The organism is Alteromonas sp. ASW11-130 (assembly GCF_026183735.1).
GTDB lineage: Bacteria > Pseudomonadota > Gammaproteobacteria > Enterobacterales > Alteromonadaceae > Alteromonas.
The window spans coordinates 238360-256848 of the sequence record NZ_JAPFRE010000045.1 but is presented as its reverse complement, the minus strand read 5'-3'; the positions used below and the strand labels follow the sequence as shown (position 1 = coordinate 256848).

General features: G+C 44.0%; 15 protein-coding genes. 8 read left to right on the top strand and 7 right to left on the bottom strand.

Annotated features, from left to right (window positions below):
• Window positions 1-488 precede the first annotated feature (488 nt).
• A complete protein-coding gene (gene proB, locus OPS28_RS16330) occupies window positions 489-1583 on the top strand; it encodes a glutamate 5-kinase (protein ID WP_265610530.1) in 1095 nt (364 codons plus the stop codon).
• Window positions 1580-2521: a D-2-hydroxyacid dehydrogenase gene (locus OPS28_RS16325; RefSeq protein WP_265610529.1), complete on the top strand. Its 942-nt coding sequence runs from the start codon at window positions 1580-1582 to the stop codon at window positions 2519-2521. The genes proB and OPS28_RS16325 overlap by 4 nt, the downstream gene beginning before the upstream one ends.
• Here the strand turns inward: OPS28_RS16325 and OPS28_RS16320 are convergent.
• Window positions 2508-2771 (bottom strand): hypothetical protein, encoded by a 264-nt coding sequence (locus OPS28_RS16320; protein WP_265610528.1) that lies wholly within the window; start codon window positions 2769-2771, stop codon window positions 2508-2510. The genes OPS28_RS16325 and OPS28_RS16320 overlap by 14 nt on opposite strands.
• A gap of 144 nt (window positions 2772-2915) precedes the next feature.
• Here OPS28_RS16320 and OPS28_RS16315 point away from each other — a divergent pair, with 144 nt between their 5' ends.
• From OPS28_RS16315 to can, 3 genes are read left to right on the top strand one after another with little or no spacing between them, the layout of a single operon-like run.
• Complete coding sequence (locus OPS28_RS16315; protein ID WP_265610527.1) at window positions 2916-3416, top strand: RNA polymerase sigma factor; 501 nt, start codon at window positions 2916-2918, stop codon at window positions 3414-3416.
• Window positions 3403-3984, top strand: a complete 582-nt coding sequence (locus OPS28_RS16310; protein WP_265610526.1) for a hypothetical protein — start codon at window positions 3403-3405, stop codon at window positions 3982-3984. The genes OPS28_RS16315 and OPS28_RS16310 overlap by 14 nt, the downstream gene beginning before the upstream one ends.
• Before the next feature lie 18 nt (window positions 3985-4002).
• Entirely contained in the window at window positions 4003-4590 is a 588-nt protein-coding gene (can, locus tag OPS28_RS16305) for a carbonate dehydratase (RefSeq protein WP_265610525.1), read from the top strand.
• An 89-nt stretch (window positions 4591-4679) separates the two neighbouring features.
• Here can and OPS28_RS16300 read toward each other — a convergent pair whose 3' ends face one another.
• The 3 genes from OPS28_RS16300 to OPS28_RS16290 all read right to left on the bottom strand — a co-directional run bounded on the left by OPS28_RS16300 (window position 4680) and on the right by OPS28_RS16290 (window position 11273).
• Window positions 4680-8408: a translocation/assembly module TamB domain-containing protein gene (locus OPS28_RS16300; protein WP_265610524.1), complete on the bottom strand. Its 3729-nt coding sequence runs from the start codon at window positions 8406-8408 to the stop codon at window positions 4680-4682.
• The gene (locus OPS28_RS16295) at window positions 8405-10225 is read right to left on the bottom strand and encodes an autotransporter assembly complex protein TamA (RefSeq protein WP_265610523.1); all 1821 of its coding nucleotides are present in this window, start codon (window positions 10223-10225) and stop codon (window positions 8405-8407) included. Before OPS28_RS16295 ends, OPS28_RS16300 begins: the two co-directional genes overlap by 4 nt.
• Before the next feature lie 451 nt (window positions 10226-10676).
• Window positions 10677-11273, bottom strand: a complete 597-nt coding sequence (locus tag OPS28_RS16290; protein ID WP_265610522.1) for a LysE family translocator — start codon at window positions 11271-11273, stop codon at window positions 10677-10679.
• An 89-nt stretch (window positions 11274-11362) separates the two neighbouring features.
• Between OPS28_RS16290 and OPS28_RS16285 the strand changes: the two genes are divergently transcribed.
• Window positions 11363-11824, top strand: a complete 462-nt coding sequence (locus tag OPS28_RS16285; protein WP_265610521.1) for an Lrp/AsnC family transcriptional regulator — start codon at window positions 11363-11365, stop codon at window positions 11822-11824.
• Between the two features lie 126 nt (window positions 11825-11950).
• Entirely contained in the window at window positions 11951-13165 is a 1215-nt protein-coding gene (locus tag OPS28_RS16280; protein ID WP_265610520.1) for a multidrug effflux MFS transporter, read from the top strand.
• 56 nt (window positions 13166-13221) lie between these two features.
• Here the strand turns inward: OPS28_RS16280 and OPS28_RS16275 are convergent, their stop codons facing one another.
• Together OPS28_RS16275 and ilvC are read right to left on the bottom strand one after the other, a co-directional pair.
• Window positions 13222-13554, bottom strand: a complete 333-nt coding sequence (locus OPS28_RS16275; RefSeq protein ID WP_265610519.1) for a hypothetical protein — start codon at window positions 13552-13554, stop codon at window positions 13222-13224.
• 694 nt (window positions 13555-14248) lie between these two features.
• On the bottom strand, window positions 14249-15724 hold the full coding sequence (ilvC, locus tag OPS28_RS16270) for a ketol-acid reductoisomerase (RefSeq protein ID WP_265610518.1): 1476 nt from the start codon (window positions 15722-15724) through the stop codon (window positions 14249-14251).
• Window positions 15725-15838: 114 nt separating this feature from the next.
• On the opposite strand from ilvC, the gene ilvY reads away from it, so the two are divergent.
• Entirely contained in the window at window positions 15839-16702 is an 864-nt protein-coding gene (gene ilvY, locus OPS28_RS16265) for an HTH-type transcriptional activator IlvY (protein WP_265610517.1), read from the top strand.
• On the opposite strand, the gene OPS28_RS16260 is transcribed toward ilvY, so the two are convergent.
• Window positions 16684-18198: a YifB family Mg chelatase-like AAA ATPase gene (locus OPS28_RS16260; protein ID WP_265610516.1), complete on the bottom strand. Its 1515-nt coding sequence runs from the start codon at window positions 18196-18198 to the stop codon at window positions 16684-16686. The genes ilvY and OPS28_RS16260 overlap by 19 nt on opposite strands.
• Window positions 18199-18489 lie beyond the last annotated feature (291 nt).

Here is an 18489-nt window from a genome sequence, read left to right as displayed (position 1 = left end):
TTAACTATTAAGTTAAGGCGAATCAGCGTATTAAGACGGTTCTTGAGGGACCTAATCTAGTTGAGTTTAACCTTCCACTCCTAACTTTCGAATATTTATCAGTTGATTTTAACGTTCTTGCTTTACCAGCGTGGGATAGGTTTTTCGTCGGTTAGAAAATTATCTTACCGCACTCAACATGACAAAGTTTGACGCGAATACTCATGATCAGTAGTACTCGCATTTTAAAGAAGACATTGTTTGCAATGTCGAGCAATAGGATTGATTAAATTCTACTTCACCTAACTCCCCACTACTTCAACTAATTGAGCTCAAGCGCACCGTACCTGTTTCACCTAAATTACTTTCCTCAATATTAACGACTTATAGGAAAGCGTTTCCAGCGACCACGCTCTATACAGCGTTGGCACGACGAGCCGATATCTGCTGCTTTGTAAACACGGTGACTTACAGTATGCTAACTACTTTACTTAAAGAGGACTCGCAGCGTGTTCACATGGCAAAGAGCGGTAATAAAAGTCGGCAGTTCGTTAATTGCTCCCGACGGAAGCCATTGTAGTGCAAAATTCTTACTCGCTATTGCGCAATTTATTACTGCCAGTCGTGCAGCGGGCAAAGAAGTTCTGGTTGTTTCTTCAGGTAGCGTTGCCGCTGGACGCAACAGTGTAAACGTGAACCATATTGCCACCATTGCAGAAAAACAGGCAATGGCCGCAATTGGGCAAACCCAAATGATGGCAAACTGGCAACGTTTTTTTGATTTTCCCTGCGCTCAATTGTTACTTACCGCTGAAGATCTCCGAAACCGCACCCGCTATGTCAATATCGCCAATACGCTACGGGAGTTACTTGCGCATCATGCGCTACCCATCATTAATGAGAACGATACGGTTGCTACGGATGAGCTTAAGGTAGGTGATAATGATAATCTGGCCGCCTATGCGGCCTTGGTAGCGCAAGCTGATACATTAATTATCTGTTCTGACGTAGATGGCTTGTATTCCTCCGACCCACGCATTAATCAGGATGCGCGCTTAATAGATGAAGTGGATAGGATAGATGAAGCTATTTATAAGCTAGCTGGTGGTGCAGGAAGTAAAGCAGGAACGGGCGGTATGCACACTAAATTGCAGGCCGCTGAAAAGTGTATGCAAAGCGGCATACAAACATTAATTGTTAATGGTCGAAAACCTGAGGTTTTTGATGCCTTGATGAATGGAAAACCTGTGGGTACGGTATTTCGCCCCAAGCATTCCAGTCAACGGGCGCGTCAATTATGGATAAATCATACCCTGAAAGAGACAGGGTGTATTCAGGTTGACGAAGGTGCAGCGACTGCAATACGTGAGAACGGTGCCTCTTTATTGCCTTGTGGCGTAGTTGGGTCTCAAGGTGAATTTAATATGGGAGATGCGGTCAGTATTGAGTGCGATGGAACGAAAATAGCAAAAGGGCTGGTGCTTTTCTCAACCGCTGAACTAAAGCGCGTGCAAGGGCGCAAAACCACTGAATTAAGACAGGCTCTAGGTTATCCATCAAATGGATTGGTGGTGCACCGTGATGATATGGTGGTGGTTAAATGAGTAAACCTACCGCAGTCATATTGGATTTCGAGTCGCTCAAACCGGCGACGTTAAATTTATCTTCGTTAAATAATGTAGAGGCAGAATTTGAGATTTATCAACAAACTCGCCCTGAGGATGTGGTTTCGCGCATTCAACACGCACCCATTATTCTAACCAATAAGGTGAAGTTGCCTGCTCATATTCTCGAGCAGGCCCCTCTATGCCGTTATGTCGGCATTCTTGCTACCGGAACCAACAATGTAGATGTAAGTTGGTGCCACAAAAATGGGATGACTGTTAAGAATGTTGAAAATTATGGAAGTGCAGCGGTAGCGCAACATACGCTAATGCTGTTGTTAAATTTAGCGACATCTTTTAATCGCTATAATAGTGATGTTCGCCAGGGTAAGTGGAGCGCGTCTTCGCAATTCTGTTTACATCATCATCCTGTTTCTCAACTAGAAGGCAAACAGGCCGTCCTAGTGGGAAGCGGGGCTATTGGAAATAAAGTAGCTGATTTGTTTAAGGCTTTAGGTATGCGGGTGACTTTTGCTGCCCGGGAAGGAATCAGAGATGACACTCGGCCCGAACTGGACAGTCTGCTGCCTACAGCGGATGTGATAAGCCTGCATTGTCCCTTAACCAGTTCAACCCAAGCCCTGGTTAACAGTAACAGGCTTAATTTGATGAAACCTTCAGCCTTTTTACTCAATACCGCCCGTGGTGAGCTAATTGATGAAGGGGCGCTGCTCAACGCGTTAAAACAAGGTAAACTCGCAGGGGCAGGTCTGGACGTGCTTAGTGAAGAACCGCCACCGGCAGATCATCCTTTGATTACGGCCAACTTACCTAATCTGCTAATTACCCCTCACTGCGCGTGGGTAGCTGACGAAGCCAGACAACGCTTATTTGACCTGGCCATGTCCCATGTCGCTGATTTTCTTAAAGCTGATTGAGTTTTCTATTTAGTTCGTAAGCAGGCTCTGTCACGATAGTTTCCAAGGTTTCTATGCGACTTTTCAACGCATCAATATTTTCGCTATGTGACGTTCTTTTGTGTAAAGATTGTTTAGGTTGAAAAGGGTTCACGTTTTCCCCGTTTAACCATGCAAAGAAATTACAATTCCATTTTGCGTCGACGTAATGGGCCGCTAACATTGAGCCGAAGATGGCAACAATAATGAATAAAATCAGTAAACCACTCATATGTTTTCTCCAATTAGTTGGTATTCTTTTGTATCAGTCATCTGGTTTAAAAAAATATTACACATTAGCTGTAATTAATTTTGAAGTTGTAGGACTAAGAATGACAAACGTAGATAAAATCTCACCAAAAATAAGAATTGAATAGTGACGTCGAGTTTTAAAGAAGTCTGGGAAGAGTTCGGTCCATTACTTAGCCGTGTAGCCAGCAGTTACGAAGCGAATGAAGCGCTAAGACAGGAGCTTTTACAGGAGATAGTTGTTGCTGTTTGGCAGGCTTTGAAACGCTTCGAAGGACGCAGCAGCGTAAAAGTCTATGTGCTTAAAGTGGCGCACAACCGCGCAGTTAGCCATGTAGCCACTCAGGTGCGACTTCCCGACGTGGAAGCGTTAGATGAACAGATATATTCGGTGCCGTCTTCAAGCTTTAATCCTTGTGCTCATGTTGAGCAAACTCAACAGCTGGACAAGCTTTTAGCCGAAATTCGGCAGCTTCCTCTAGTTCAAAAACAAGTCATTACTATGTCGTTAGAAGGGCTAAGTTACGCCGAGATAGCGAATTTAAGTGGTTTATCACAAAGTAATGTAGGTGTACTAATTAACCGAATTAAGAAAACATTAACCAAGAGGTTAAATGATGATGAATGAAAACCATAACCTCGAACGGCTGTGGCAACAGCAAACCGTTCAAAAGATTGATATTGAGAAAATAGAGCGCCAGTTCAAAACACAGAAGTGGAAACACCGAGGTTACATTTTGATTGATTTTGGTGCACTGATTCCTATTATCTTTGCACTCGTTCTTAAATATAACGAGCTAGGTCAATTGGCGTTCTTCCTCTTAATGGGGTTGGCTGTTATCTGTGCATTATTCGCCGGCTACCTTGCTTATTTGAGGCGCTATGCCGCTTTTACGCGAGTGTCCCAAACCAATGAATATTTAAAAACGCTGAAAAAGCAAATGCGTAACAACGTTTTGATAGCCCGTCTGACCAGACACTCCAGCTGGGTATCGTACGTGGTTCTGTTATTATTTTATGGCATACTCTATCTGAACAACCAGTTAGAAACGAAAAGCTGGCAACACTGGGCAACCGTACTGCTGATAGTAGGGTTAATACTAACTGGTTTTTATATCTGGGCATCCAAAAGAGAAAAACGTTTTCGGGCAGAAGCTGAGCGTTTGGATCTGCTAACTAGTAAAAATGAAAAGTAACCTATTGACGGGAGAATCATGAAAGACATCGAAAAGTTGCTGGATAATAACGCTGAATGGGCACAACGCACGCACGATGCTGATCCTGAATTTTTTAGCACACTTTCAAAGCAGCAAACCCCTCAGTATTTGTGGATCGGTTGCTCGGATAGTCGCGTACCTGCAAACCAAATCGTCGACTTGCTACCGGGTGAGATTTTTGTGCACCGCAACGTGGCGAATATGGTAGTGCATACCGATTTTAACTGTTTATCGGTACTTCAGTATGCGGTGGAAGTTCTTAAGGTGAAACATATAATTGTATGCGGACATTATGGCTGTGGCGGTGTAGAAGCGGCCATGGGTGATCAGCAATTTGGTTTGATTGATCATTGGTTAGCCAATATTAAAGATATTTACGCTAAACATGCTGACGAAGTTAACGCATTACCTAAAGAAGAGCGATCTGCCCGTTTGTGTGAACTTAATGTAATGGAACAAGCGCGTAATGTAAGTCGTAATAACGTGGTTAAGGATGCCCTTGCGCGTGGACAGGAACTTCATATTCATAGCTGGATTTACAGTCTCAAAAACGGCCGAATTAACGATCTTAAGTTTAATCCGTAACACTGCATCCGTTTCTCACACTATGCCAAATCCGTATTAACGCGGCGAATGAGAGCTCGTTTTTACGGATGGGTATCTACGGATGGATATCACTGCTCTGTTTTAAGTTCTTCTTCAAGCGCGGGCTTTTCTTTTTTACCTAAGAAAAATTCATAGTAGATATCCAGCGCGTATTCCGATTGCTGCTCAATGGTAGCTTGTACTGCTTCGAGAAACAGGTTTGGGGTAAGATCGTATCTAACTGCCAAGTCAGGCGGACCTTGACGTCGTCTAAGGGCTTGACTGGAACTATCCTCTTTACTTAAACCGACATCAAAATTATATTCAATCGACAATTTTTCGTTGATTTGACCTGTCACAGAAAGCTTAGTGTCATTACCCCCTGGGCTAGAAGTAGTACCGATACTTAAATTATCGATTCCTAGCGATTCCCCCACCTGATTTGTCAAAGAAGTAGTGCGCGAAAGCCCAAAGCCTACTAGGAGCGCTTCGTAATTGGGGTCTTGTTTCTCTGAGTCAGGCCCCCGCCCATTGAGTAAATAAGACAGCACCGCGCCCTGGTTCATGGAGGGGGTCGAAAACAGGTTCACGTTGGGGCTGTCAGCCGCACCATCAATTCTGATCCCCGCGATAACACCATCTGCGGTTTTGTCCGGACTTCTTATCGCTTCGATGAGTAAAAAGGGTTGGTCGAGGGGGCCGTTAAACTGGACTTCACCGGTTTGGATCAATAAGTTTTGGCCGTACGCCTCGTAACGTCCGTCAAGGATTTGCAAATCACCGTAACCTACAACAGCGGGCACGGTATTCACTCGAATGGAACCATGCAGGTTTGCGGTCAAACCAAACGCGTCAAGCTTCACCTCTCCTCGTTTAGCCTCATCAATCTTTACCTGTACACTGGCGTCGATGATATCGAGAGGATCGTCTCGTGGAGGCTCACCGCGAAGATAAACGTCATCCGATGGTGCTACCGCGTTCTCGGGTAATTCTTCAACCTCAATACGCGCCCACGGAATGTTAACATCGCCGGTTACTTTCACCTTACCCGGTTTGACAGAGGCGACAATATCGGGAGAGACCTTCAACGTTGCCTGACTGTGTTTTACGTCGAATCGCTCACCTTTAAGTGCCACATTGAGTTCGGGCGACCCCGACCAATCTACGTCACCAGTTAGCGAGCCCTTCCCCTCGCCCAGCATAAATTCACCGTCGAAGGTAGCCTTGCGTCCATTCAGCTCTATATGTTGTTGCCAGTTACTGATAGTAACGGGAGCATCTTCAACATTCATGGCACCATTTTTAAGGTCAATTTCGCCATTTAACGATAAATCATTCAGTTGCCCCGCCAGGGCTATTTGTCCGTTTAGGTTACCCGATAGTTCACGTATCGCAGGGGAGATAGGTTTAAGTGGCGCGACATTGATGTCGTTAAAAAAGACGCGTCCGTCAAAGTTACCTTCTGCTGAGAGTGGACTTAGGTTGATGTTACCCTTAAATTCACCCAACTCCGGACTTGTCACCCGCATTTTAGCAGTAAGTTCATCATCCACTGCTTCACCTATCACGCTGACGTTGTTTAATGTCAGGGTAACTGGATTGGTTGTGCCAAGTGTCCATTTTGCAGGTGTCACTTTTATCGTAAAATCAGCATCTAATGGTGAACCTTGACCATAATTCCCTACACTTTGAATCGATAACATGGACGCCGGTGAATTCGGGAACACATCGGGCAATAGTTCATGCGCCCAAAGCCCGAGTGGAAGTCCTTTTGCGTCGATATTCCAAAACCCCTTCTTGTTTCGGTAAAGTAAATCTTTCATGCAAAGCTGTCCCTCTTTGCGCGAAAACCAACAATTTTCTGTTGCTTTTATAATTAGGGGGTCAGATTTAAACGCCACATCAAAGTTACTTTGCAGCGACCACTGCGTATTAAACGCTTCAACTTCGCTTGATTTAACCGTGGCTCCCCAGCTTTGCGTATCATGTTTCCACTTCCCTTCCATAGCAAGCATCACGTTATGTTCCGGGTAGCCCAGGTCGATAGCGATAGTATGCTCAGTGAGCTCACCCTCTACCTTAAGGTCACCGTTAAGAGGGCCTTGCTCTGCCATAAAGGAGCTGACGGTGGGTGATAACCTAACTTCACTTAGTGCTAAATTGGCTTGCGCTTTAGGATTTTGCCAATTACCGGAGGCATCTATTTTGCCCCTGATGCTGCCACTTGCACCCGAATATAACGAATTAATCTTGGCAATATCGATAAACACGTCGGCGGTCAAATAACGTTGTTTAAGCAGCTGACCCGCGAAGCGTATGACATTATCCTGTTGCGTTAAGGCGCCTGTAGAAACAATTAAGTCACTGGGTTCGGAATAAACAACGGAACCTGTTAAGGAAAGCGGAATATCCGCTTGAGTCGCCGACAGATTTAAATCAGCGATACTGATTTCCAGCCCCTTAGCGCTATATTGGAGTAAGCTGGGAATGTTGCCGTTAACGTCGGTTGGCCCCTGGGGTATCAACGAGGTCGTATTGATAGCGACTACCTGTGTATCACCCTGCCAGCTGATGGTATCACTTAAAAAAAGCGTGCCCGTATTGTTTACCTCACCATCTAGCAGCTTAAGCGTAAGCTTATTCATCGTGACATTATTTTTGGTGATGGTGGCATCCACTAAAGCTGGGATATTACCCGTTTGTGGGGTTGTAACGGCCGTGTCTGCCGCAAGTTGGTAAGCACCTATTTTACCCTGCAAGTTTAGCGTACCTTTATGAAGTATACTGTCTGGTAACGCTGCTATTGCCTGCTCAGGCCAGGATAAATTCAGAGATAACGGCAACTCATCGTTTAATAGATTAACTTGAAGATTGGCATTAGCCTGATACGTTCCTTCAGTCATTAAATCGACTGTTAGATTATTAAGCGCACCGTCAATATCAAGCTGTAACGTTTGGTTTATATCTTGCGCCATAATCTTAGAGCCCGCTAGCAAATCGATACGGTAGTTTTCTTTTAGCGTGGCGGTAAGATTAAGCTGTAACGTGGCTAGCTGATGTTTTACAAACAGCTCCTTTAGCAAAACATCATGTTGTTCAAACCCAAGGCGTTTAAATTTAATTTGATTAATAACGTGCGCTGTTTCGCCCGTTTTAAGGGTGACAGATTTAAAGCCAAAACTATTAATCTCAATAGGAATTGGCGTTTTAATTTCCGGTAGTTGGGGCGGTGTATAAGATAGCGCGTAATTAGTGGGTTGCTCAGATGGCGCTGGCTCGTCCGTAGACGCAGCATCCATGGCGATGATCAGATTTTCACCCTGAAGTCCGGCGAGTTTTACTCGCGTGTGCACACTTCCGCGTCCCTTGAGCTGTTTCAGTTTAATCGTTTGCCCTACTAGTTCTATGGCAATATTATTAAAATCGAAAGCCTGAACACCAATAGGAAAAGGCAGCTCGATACTTTCTGCTGCGGGCTCTTTACTTTCTTCTTCTGTTACGGCTAATTGTTTAACATCGACGCCTGACAAAAATAAGCGATCAATGCATATCTGGGGGGCGAAAAAGCAACTGAATTGAAACTTTACATAGCCTTTATCCAGCTTCACCTGCCAAGCGTCATTTTCCCATTCCAGCCCACCGATATTGAGCTCTTCAGTTAAACTGCCACTTAATTCATTAATGTGTAAATCGGGAACCGTTTTTACTGCAACCATTTTGATAAGCGGCATACTAAGAGGCGTTAGTAGAAACACTACCAGCGCCAGGATCAGTAAAATCGGCGACAAGCAAATAAGAAAAATATTGCGTTTCTTCATAGCTCAGGACCTAGCATAAAGTGAAAACGCCATCCATTTTCAAAGTCAGAAAAACCTCTGGCAATGTAAAACCTTACTGGCCCAAACGGAGATAACCAATGAAGGCCTGGGCCGATGCCATAGGCATAATCTACATCTCCGCCTATGTCATTAGATGCTGTACCCATGTCAACAAACGCAGCCGCGCGCCAATTGTCTTTAAAACGATAAGCGTATTCGATACTTTGCGTGGTTAAATATTTTGCCCCAATGGTGGCTTCAACTCGTTCCCCGGTTACGGGATTAAACACATTTTCGCGCGGTGAAATATCTCTATAAGCAAAGCCACGTATGCTTTGATCACCGCCAGCAAAATATCGCAGGGAAGCGGGGACGCGTTCAAAATCATTGGTTTTTATTGCCCCTAATTCGGCTCTTGCCACCCAGCGGTGTTTACCAAAAGTACGAATGATTTTTCCTTCGATACCCCCTTTCATCATATCAATATCTGAAAGTAGCGCTTCGCGGGCAATTTGAAAATAGCCCTTTAAGTAAAGCCCTTCGGTCACATTAAGAAGGTCATCTTTTTTGATATAACGAATCGCATAGCCAGGCATCACTAGCTCAGTGGTCCGAGGTATTTCATCGCCTTGTTTATAATTTTCTTTCAAGTAGGTCACTGAACCGTCTTGTTGCCATGGCGAATCCATTTCCTGCCAGTAGCGATGAGTGGAAAGCGAAAGGGTTTCACTTTCTGTGGCGGTGTTAGAGTATTCAATAGACTGGTAGCCAGCTTCAATGCTGACATAATCATTGAAAATGTTCTGCATAGGAATGCGGTAATCCATGGTAAGCGATTGCTCGGGCGCTGACAGGAATAACTCGGAATGGATAGAATGACCACGTGAATTTACCCATGGGCGTTCCCAGCGTAAGCGAACGCGAGGACCGGTATCAGTAGCTGCACCCACACCCACATTAAAAGCATCGTTTGGTTTGTGGACAACCGTCACCTCGATTGGAACGATATTGTCTACTGCTTTATTAACCACAGGGCGAGCGATAACGCGGGTGAAATAACCTGATTGATTTAAACGACGGTTATATTCGGTGAGTTTTTCTGCGCTGTAGGGTTCACCTTTCTCAAAAGGCATAATGCGTTCAATAATGGCGACGGCTTTATCTTCACCCACAATGCGAACACCACCAAATTTGTAGCGTGGGCCACTTTGTGCAATTAGCAGGATGTTTGCCTGACGTTGTTCCCGCACTAAATCCAAACGAGAGGCTTGCCAATTAAAGTCAAAATAGCCATGCGACAATGCGTAATTAAACATGGAAGATTTAAATGCTTCGTAAATTGGCTGCACCAATGTATCGCCCGGCTTTAAACTAAACGCATTAAAACGCTTTCTAAACTCTTCGTCTTGTCGACCTTCGCCAATAATTTCGCGTGTTACATTGGCTACCGTTAACGGACTGTTTAGCGTTATTAGTAAACGAACGGTTTCGTCTTTTGTTACTTTAACGAGAGTGTCACTGTTGTAGTAGCCATAGGGTTGAACCGCGGTAGCCACCGTCTTGGCAATTTGTTCGCGCCAGAATGGATCGGTCAGGTTAGATGAGTCAACTTTAAGGTTGTTAAGGTGCAGTTCAATGTTGTCTTTCAGTTTGTCGTCGTCAACGCCATTAATATCGTATTCGATCGCCCACACCGAAAAAGAGCAAAATAGGCAATATATTGATAAAAAAATAATGGCCAGATGCTGTTGTTTAAAAGCCGATAAGAGGAAACCAATACCTCTGTTTAGCGTGGAATGCACAGTCCTTAGTCTCATATGTCCATGATTGGGTCGTTAGTTCCGACACACAAAAACCGCATTATAGCCTGAATATCAATGACTTCATTATCAACGTGGAAAAAAAACAGCGGATTACTCATAAATAACTCGGAAATAAGTTGCACTAGGTTACTTAGGTGATGGGACGACTTCTCTTTTTCTACTTCGGTATGTCCAGAAAGGATTGCTGCAATTTATATAAAATGCGCTTCAGAAAAGGCAAAAACAAGCTGAGAATTTATGGGCACAGCAACCATGCCATAGATGGGCTGTGGTTTAATACGTGAGATGGTATCTAAACGGAAAGTTATTATAGTGACTATCTAAGCCTGACAAGCATTATCAGGGAAAGATTATGCAGGGGTAATAAGAGAGGTAACATCTTTACTGCACCAAAGTAATCCGGCGCAGCCTGTTACATCGGTATGGGAAAAAATATATTTGGCCTTTAATTAAACAAGGAAGGTAATACCGAAGCGATTAATAACAATGCCATGGATACATTAAACACGCGTAGTGTCTTTGGCTTTGATAGGAAATGCCGTAATTTAGTACCCGCCATCACCCAGGATGAAATACAGGGTAAATTAATGACACCAAATACCATTGCGACAAACAATATGCTCGAAACTTCTCTTCCTGGTGCGTAAACCGTTATTGCAGTGAGCGCCATTGTCCATGCTTTTGGATTGACCCACTGGAATAGGGCGGCTTGCAAAAAGGTCATGGGCTTACCGGTACTTTTCGACTGCCAGTTTGCTTGATTTGCCGTAGCAATTTTGTATGCCAGATAAAGTAAGTAACTTAAACTCACTATGCGTAACACTGAGTAGATAACCGGAAAGCGATCAAAGATCACCATAACTCCCATACCCACCGCAGCTACCATTAGGGTAAAACCAATACCCACCCCGAACATATGAGGCAGCGTTCGTTTAACCCCATAATTTACACCTGACGTCATTAACATTATGTTATTCGGTCCAGGGGTAATAGAAGAAACTAACGCGAATAGGCTCAATCCAGCCAAAATGTCGGACGTCATTAACAGTTCCCGCAATAGATTTGATAGATCAATTTTACTCCTGTAATGTCACTATTTCTCAGCGTTAACAATCGAAAAAAATGGCGAATATGCAACAAAATTTCAAAATGGATAAATATAACCAAATAATATTGTCTGAATTGAAAAAGAACGCACGGATCTCAAACGCTGAGCTTGCGGACGTCATAGGGCTTTCCCCATCGGCATGTCTACGTCGCGTGCAAGATCTCGAAAGCAAGGGGGTCATCGCGGGTTATCGTGTAGTGATGAATGAAAAACTACTGGGGAATGGGTTTACTGCCTATGTAGCAGTGGGTCTTAAATCGCATTCGAAATCTTCACAGCTTGCATTCGAAAAAGCCGTTAGTGGCGCCACAGAAGTGAAAGAGTGCCATAATGTTACCGGGCCTTTTGAATATTTATTACGAGTAGAAACATCAGATATCGATGCGTTTAAAGTATTTCATACTGACGTTTTAGGCTCGATTCCGCAGGTGAATACGATCAGCACACACGTGGTCATGGAATCGGCAAAAGATGAGAGGCTGTAAGCTTCCTGCAGTCTGTATCTGAAAGGCGGCAGATTTATCTGTTACTTTATCTAAACTGCGAATTATTTCTTGCCTTATGGTGTTAACATCTCAGGCCCCGTCAGCTAAGCGATTAAATGGACTTACATGCGTAATTCTTCACACGCCACTCAGGCATCCTCCTCTCTGCATATTGTAGAGTTTGTTTCGTTGATGGCGCTGATGACCTCCTTTGTTGCATTGAGTCTAGATGCCATGTTGCCTGCACTCAATCAAATCGGTGAAGCTTTACAAGCTGACAGTCTTCAACAAGTTCATCTAATTGTCTCTGTCTTTTTTGTGGGAATGGGCATAGGACAGCTATTTTTTGGCCCCTTCGCCGATGCAAAAGGAAGACGCGCAGCAATTTTACTTGGTTTAAATATTTTCGCGGTCGGCACGCTGGTATGCATGTTAGCTACGAGTATGGAAATGCTGATCCTGGGCAGAGTTGTTCAAGCTATCGGTGTAGCAGGACCACGCATAGCTTCAATGGCGATAATCCGAGATATCTATGTAGGTAATGCCATGGCGAGAGTGATGAGTTTTATTATGATGGTATTCATTCTTGTGCCAATGCTTGCACCTATCATAGGCCAAATCGTGCTGCATGCGTTTTCTTGGCGGCATATCTTCACCCTGTTCTTAATTATGGCGGTCTTCGTTGGTTTATGGTTTTTCATTCGACAGCCCGAGACATTGCCAGCCCATAATCGCCCTAAATTTAGGTGGAAGCGGTTAAAAGTGTCATGCTTTTTTATCTTCCGCAATAGGATGGTCATGGGTTACACCTTAGCGATGGGATGTATATTTGGTTCTTTCTTGTCTTACTTGAGTGCATCACAAACGATATTTCAAACATTTTACCAAACGGGTGATAACTTTCCTTACTACTTTGCTATTTTAGCCTTCTCGGTAGGGCTGGCGTCACTTTTTAACGGTACCATGGTAATGCGGGTAGGAATGAAGAGATTATGTCGGTCAGCGCTATATGGCGTCATTAGCTTTTCGCTGATATTTACCGCTTTAATTCATCAATGGAACGGCTTGCCACCGTTATGGATGACGGTTGTTACTATGTTTTGTGGCTTTTTCTTCATCGGCATCTTGTTTGGTAATCTCAATGCGTTGGCAATGCAACCTTTAGGCAATATGGCAGGGCTAGGAGCAGCAATTATAGGATCGCTTTCCAGCTTGCTCGCTGTACCCATTGCAATGGCTATAGATAATTTCATACACACTACCCTTTATCCGATCGGGGTAGGGTTTATGATTTTCGCATCGCTCGCGTTCGTTGCTGTTAATTTTGCAGAGCGCGACTAATCCTGAACTGTATTTTCAGCTCAGTGTAAATTTCGTAAAACGCGTAAATAAAATAACTATTTAACCAACTGAATTTTTGATAATGGCTTTTGGTTTTCTTCTATTGCCACAATGCGCGGTTGCCGTCTGCCGCGACGAACTTTATCGTAATGCACTTCTTTAGCATCTAGCTGCTTACAAAATTCGTAAAAGGACATGTAATCATCTCGATTAAAATCTTCATTGAGACGTGTCATTTGAGAATCAATGTACAAATTATCACCGTTAACGGTGATACTAGCAAAAGCGCTGTATGGTTGACCAAACTCTTGTACGCGTAGCGCCCGAACCATCTTTACTTCGAAAATCCAATCTCCAACTTGTGTAAAACGGGACATTTCTGCTTGCATGATATACCTCTGATTTTTATAAGAATATAGGAAGGACTCATTTATATAACCAATCTTTGTGCCAACTATGAATATCTTATAAAAACAATGGGTTACATAATGTAATTGTTACAGGGTGTAGCGATGTCGCAACAGGCAATGAGATATCGTCCTAATGCGGGCACACCATACATTACATAAATTTAATAAAACCCAATATATACACTTAACTAGCTGATTTTTATTGATTATTTAATGTGTCTCTATATGTCGTCACTATTATACATACGCGTGAAAATTCACATATACGTATTCCTTGCAGATCTTAAATACAAAGAAAATGATATAAATGATCAAGATTTGATTAAATTTCATACAGGTCGGAGTAGTGTGTTCTGTATGCAATTCAACCCGTTCGAAACCTAGGCCGATGACGACTTTACATGGCTAATCGTTGAGCTGACGTATGATTTTTAACCTATTGGTTTTCTTTCTAATAGTCAGGGGCAGAATCTAAATGTTCTCGCCTTAGCATGGTTTTCTGACAAGTATTATTTTTTGTTATTATTCTTCGTTGGGGTCTAACCTGAAGGGGGGTGTTAAGTTACCAAAGCAATAACATACCATTGAGCGGTGAAGTCGCTAAAAAAAGCCCAGCTACATTAGCTGGGCAAGAGGGCTTTTTAAAAGCACCTAACGACAGAACAGGGGGGTGTTACGCAATAGATCGCATTGTGAGCATGTGCTCGCGTAGGGAATTACCCACACTTTCGATTAAATGATTGCGAATTGCGAAGTTGGCACGTAATAATTTTTGGTTATCGACGTTGTTTGACGACAGCGATTTACCTTTTCCTATCAATGTAAGGTCAATGCTGGGCATAACCTCTTTTTTGAGCAACGGTATTGCTTGCTGACAGAATAAGTAATTGCCGTATTCGGCGGTATCGGAAATTACCACATTCATTTCATATAAACGTTTTCGGGCAATGGTATTGGCAATTAACGGTGTTTCGTGCAGAGACTCATAATAAGCTGACTCGGGTAACATGCCCGCTTCAACCATCACCTCGAAGGCCAGTTCTACCCCTGCTTTAATCATTGCTACTAAGAACAAACCGTTGTCGAAGAATTCTTGTTTATCGATTTGGCCTGTATAGCTGGGAGCCTGTTCGAAACCGGTCGAAAGTGTCTCTTCGCGCCAGGTAAGCAGATTCTTATCATTATTTTCCCAGTCTCGGATCATGTCGGCAGAGAATTTGCCACTTAAGATGTTATCTTGGTGCTGCTCAAACAGCGGCCGTAAAACGTGTTTGAGTTGATCCGCTAGCGTAACCGTGGCTAGTTTGTCTGGGTTGGTTAAGCGATCCATCATGTGCGTGATGCCGCCTAACTTTAGTGCTTCGGTTATCTGCTCGAGGCCTTGCTGAATAAGGGCTGCTGCATAACCTGCATCGATACCTTCTGAGGTCATTTTCTCGTAGGCTAATATAGCGGCGGTTTGCTGCATACCACACAAAATAGTTTGTTCGCCCATGAGGTCTGACTTAACTTCTGCGACAAACGATGAAGCAAGCACACCAGCTCTGTCTCCCCCCGTTGCACTAGCTAACGCTTTAGCAATCTCCCAACCTTGATTTTGTGGGTCATTCTCAGGATGCACGGCAATCAGCGTAGGTACACCAAAGCCGCGTTTGTATTCCTCGCGTACTTCGGTGCCAGGACACTTAGGCGCGCACATAACAACAGTAATATCAGAGCGGATTTGTTGGCCTTGTTCGACGATGTTAAAACCATGAGAGTAAGCTAACGTAGCACCTTGTTTCATGAGAGGCATCACCGTTTCAACAACGTTCGCATGTTGTTTGTCTGGAGTCAGGTTGTACACCACGTCAGCTTCAGGGATCAACTGTTGATAAGTGCCAACCTCAAAATCGTTTTCTTTCGCTCGCGTATACGAATCGCGCTTTTCGTCGATTGCGCTTTGTCTTAACGCGTAACTTATATGTAAACCGGAGTCACGCATATTAAGACCCTGATTGAGCCCCTGCGCACCACATCCCACAATCACGATGCGTTTATCTTTTAAACACGCGGCGCCTTGAGCGAATTCACCTCGTGCCATAAATCGACATTGTTTTAATTGCGTTAACTGTTCACGTAATGAAAGAGAATTAAAATAATTAGCCATAATTATCCAACTACTTTTACCGTTTGCCTATACCGGGATGAACGAAGCTTACGTTATAGAAAATATTTTATAAAATGATATATTTGCAAAACAGTTTTGCGAAAAATGCAATATATGGACTTTCGATCTCTCACGTTATTTACTCATTTAGCCAAAAGTCTGCACTTCGGCCAGACAGCACTGGCAATGCACGTCACGGCGTCTACCCTGAGTCGCGTTATTCAGCGCCTAGAAGATGAATGCCAGTGTACACTTTTTGTTCGAAATAATCGCTCGGTTAAGTTAACCCACGAAGGAAAAAAATTGCTGTCGTTCAGCGAGCAAACCTTACAACAGTGGCAACAGTTGCAGGCGGAACTGAACTCTGAAAAAGCGGTGCTGAGGGGAGAGGTGAAAATGTATTGCTCGGTTACGGCGAGTCAAAGCCATTTACCTAAACTGCTTTCAAAATATCGCCAGCAACACCCTCATGTGGATATACGATTAACCACCGGGGATCCGGCATCCTCCATTGAACGGGTGCTCTCTCAACAGTGTGATATTGCTATTGCTATTCATACTGAGGACTTTCCGAATGAACTTATTTTCACGCCAATTGACTACGTGCCACTTGTCCTAATTACCCCACGAGAGTTTAATTTATCACAGCTAAAAGACATTGATTGGCAGACGCATCAGGTTATTTTGCCCGAGCAAGGTCCTAGCCGAAACATTGTGCGTCACTGGTTTCAGACTCATTGCATTGCGCCCCATATATACGCTTCGGTCGGTGGAAATGAAGCAATTGTAAGTATGGTTGCCCTGGGTTGCGGTATCGGTTTCGTACCTCAAGTTGTGCTGGATCATTCGCGCTTAGCGAATAAAGTAAACCAGATTCAGGTAAGTGATATTTCAGGGTATCAACTTGGCTTAACGTGTTTGAAAACGAAACGCTCGCATCCATTAGTAAAAGCGATGCTTCAATTAGCACTTAATTGAACAATCAGTTTATCAAGCGCGCGATATCCCAACGCTTCGGCCAAGTGGTGGCGTTTAACATTCTCGCTTTCGTCTAAATCTGCAATGGTACGCGCCACCTTTAGCATCCGGTGAAATACGCGCATAGATAGTTTTAATTGTTTGGCTGCGGATTGTAAAAAGGTTTTGTCATCTTCACTTAGTGCACATAAAGGAATAAGGGCATCTATTTTAATCGCGCTATTTAAACAATTCTGGCGCTGCAATTGTGTATTGCGTGCGTGAATAATGCGCTTTTTCGCATCTAGCGCTGAATCATTTTCTGGCGATACTTTTACCGCATGCATAGGGTAGTCATCCAGGCGGGGTACTTCAACTTGCAGATCAATTCGATCAAGCAGAGGACCTGAAAGCCTGTTTAAGTATCGAATTACTTGATCGGGCGTCATACGATTATCGTCCACATCGCCAGTAGGACTGGGATTCATTGCTGCAATAAGTTGAAAGTTGGCGGGAAAGGTGGCGCTACCCGATGCGCGAGATATATTGACGTCTCCCGTTTCCAAAGGTTCGCGCAATACATCTAATGCCTTGCGACCAAACTCGGGAAGTTCGTCCAGAAATAAAACACCATGGTGTGCCAACGAGATTTCACCGGGGGTAGGGTTACTTCCGCCGCCAGTTAACGCCACGGCAGAACTAGTATGATGCGGGGCTCGGAATGGTCGACAGGCAAAATTACGGGCGTCTATTTTAATACCTTTTACCGAGTGAACTGACGCAACTTCTAATGCTTCGTCTCCATTCAGCGGCGGCAACAAACTATTTAGCTTGCTGGCTAGAAGGCTTTTACCTGTTCCTTGAGGACCAACAAAAAGTAAATTATGCGATCCGGCGGCAGCAATCATTAATGCTCGCTTTGCCTGGCCTTGTCCCACAACATCATCCCACTGGGGGCACGCCTCCTTATGCTGCAATGGAACAACTTTTACAGCATCAAGATTTTCCTGCCCCACTAAAAAATGAAACGTTTGTAGCAGTGAGCTTGACGGCAAGCAGTATGCGTCTTTCACCAGACTGGCTTCAGCTGTATTGTTGTTGGGAATGAGTAGGGTTCGCTGTGCTTGACTACTAGCAATAGCGGCGGGAATAATATTTTGAACTTCTTTAATTTCTCCTGTTAGTCCTAATTCGCCAATAAACTCATATTCATCTAATCGGTTAAACGGAATAAGTTTTGATGCAGCTAATATTCCAATAGCAATGGCAAGGTCATAGCGACCGCCGTGTTTGGAGATATCAGCAGGTGCCAAATTTACTGTTATACGCCGAGCAGGGAATTCAAAACCACTATTGATAAGCGCACTACGTACCCGATCTCGTGCTTCTTTTACGCTGGTTTCCGCCATGCCCACCAACACAAAGGCAGGTAGACCGTTAGCCAAGTGCACCTCTACTTTGACCAACGGCGCGGACAACCCTGCTCCCGCGCGCGTATAAACAACTGCCAACCCCACTGCAATTCTCCCAATTTTTATCTGCGCCTAGATTAAATAATCATGTTCACGCGCAGTACTGCTCAAAAGACCAGTTTTGTGATTGCTCGCTATTTAATTTCCGTAGCTACCGACGTGTGTGGCGAAGTGAAAACGTTACGCGTTGATGGGCTGGGCATTAACCACACTATCCTGCTAGTTCAAATGTCATTACCGTGGCCCCCTAACATTTATATGTGGAATTAACGAAGCTGAATACGTCGCTGCGATCCCACCAGAAACATTCGAAACTAACACTATTTGCTCCTAACA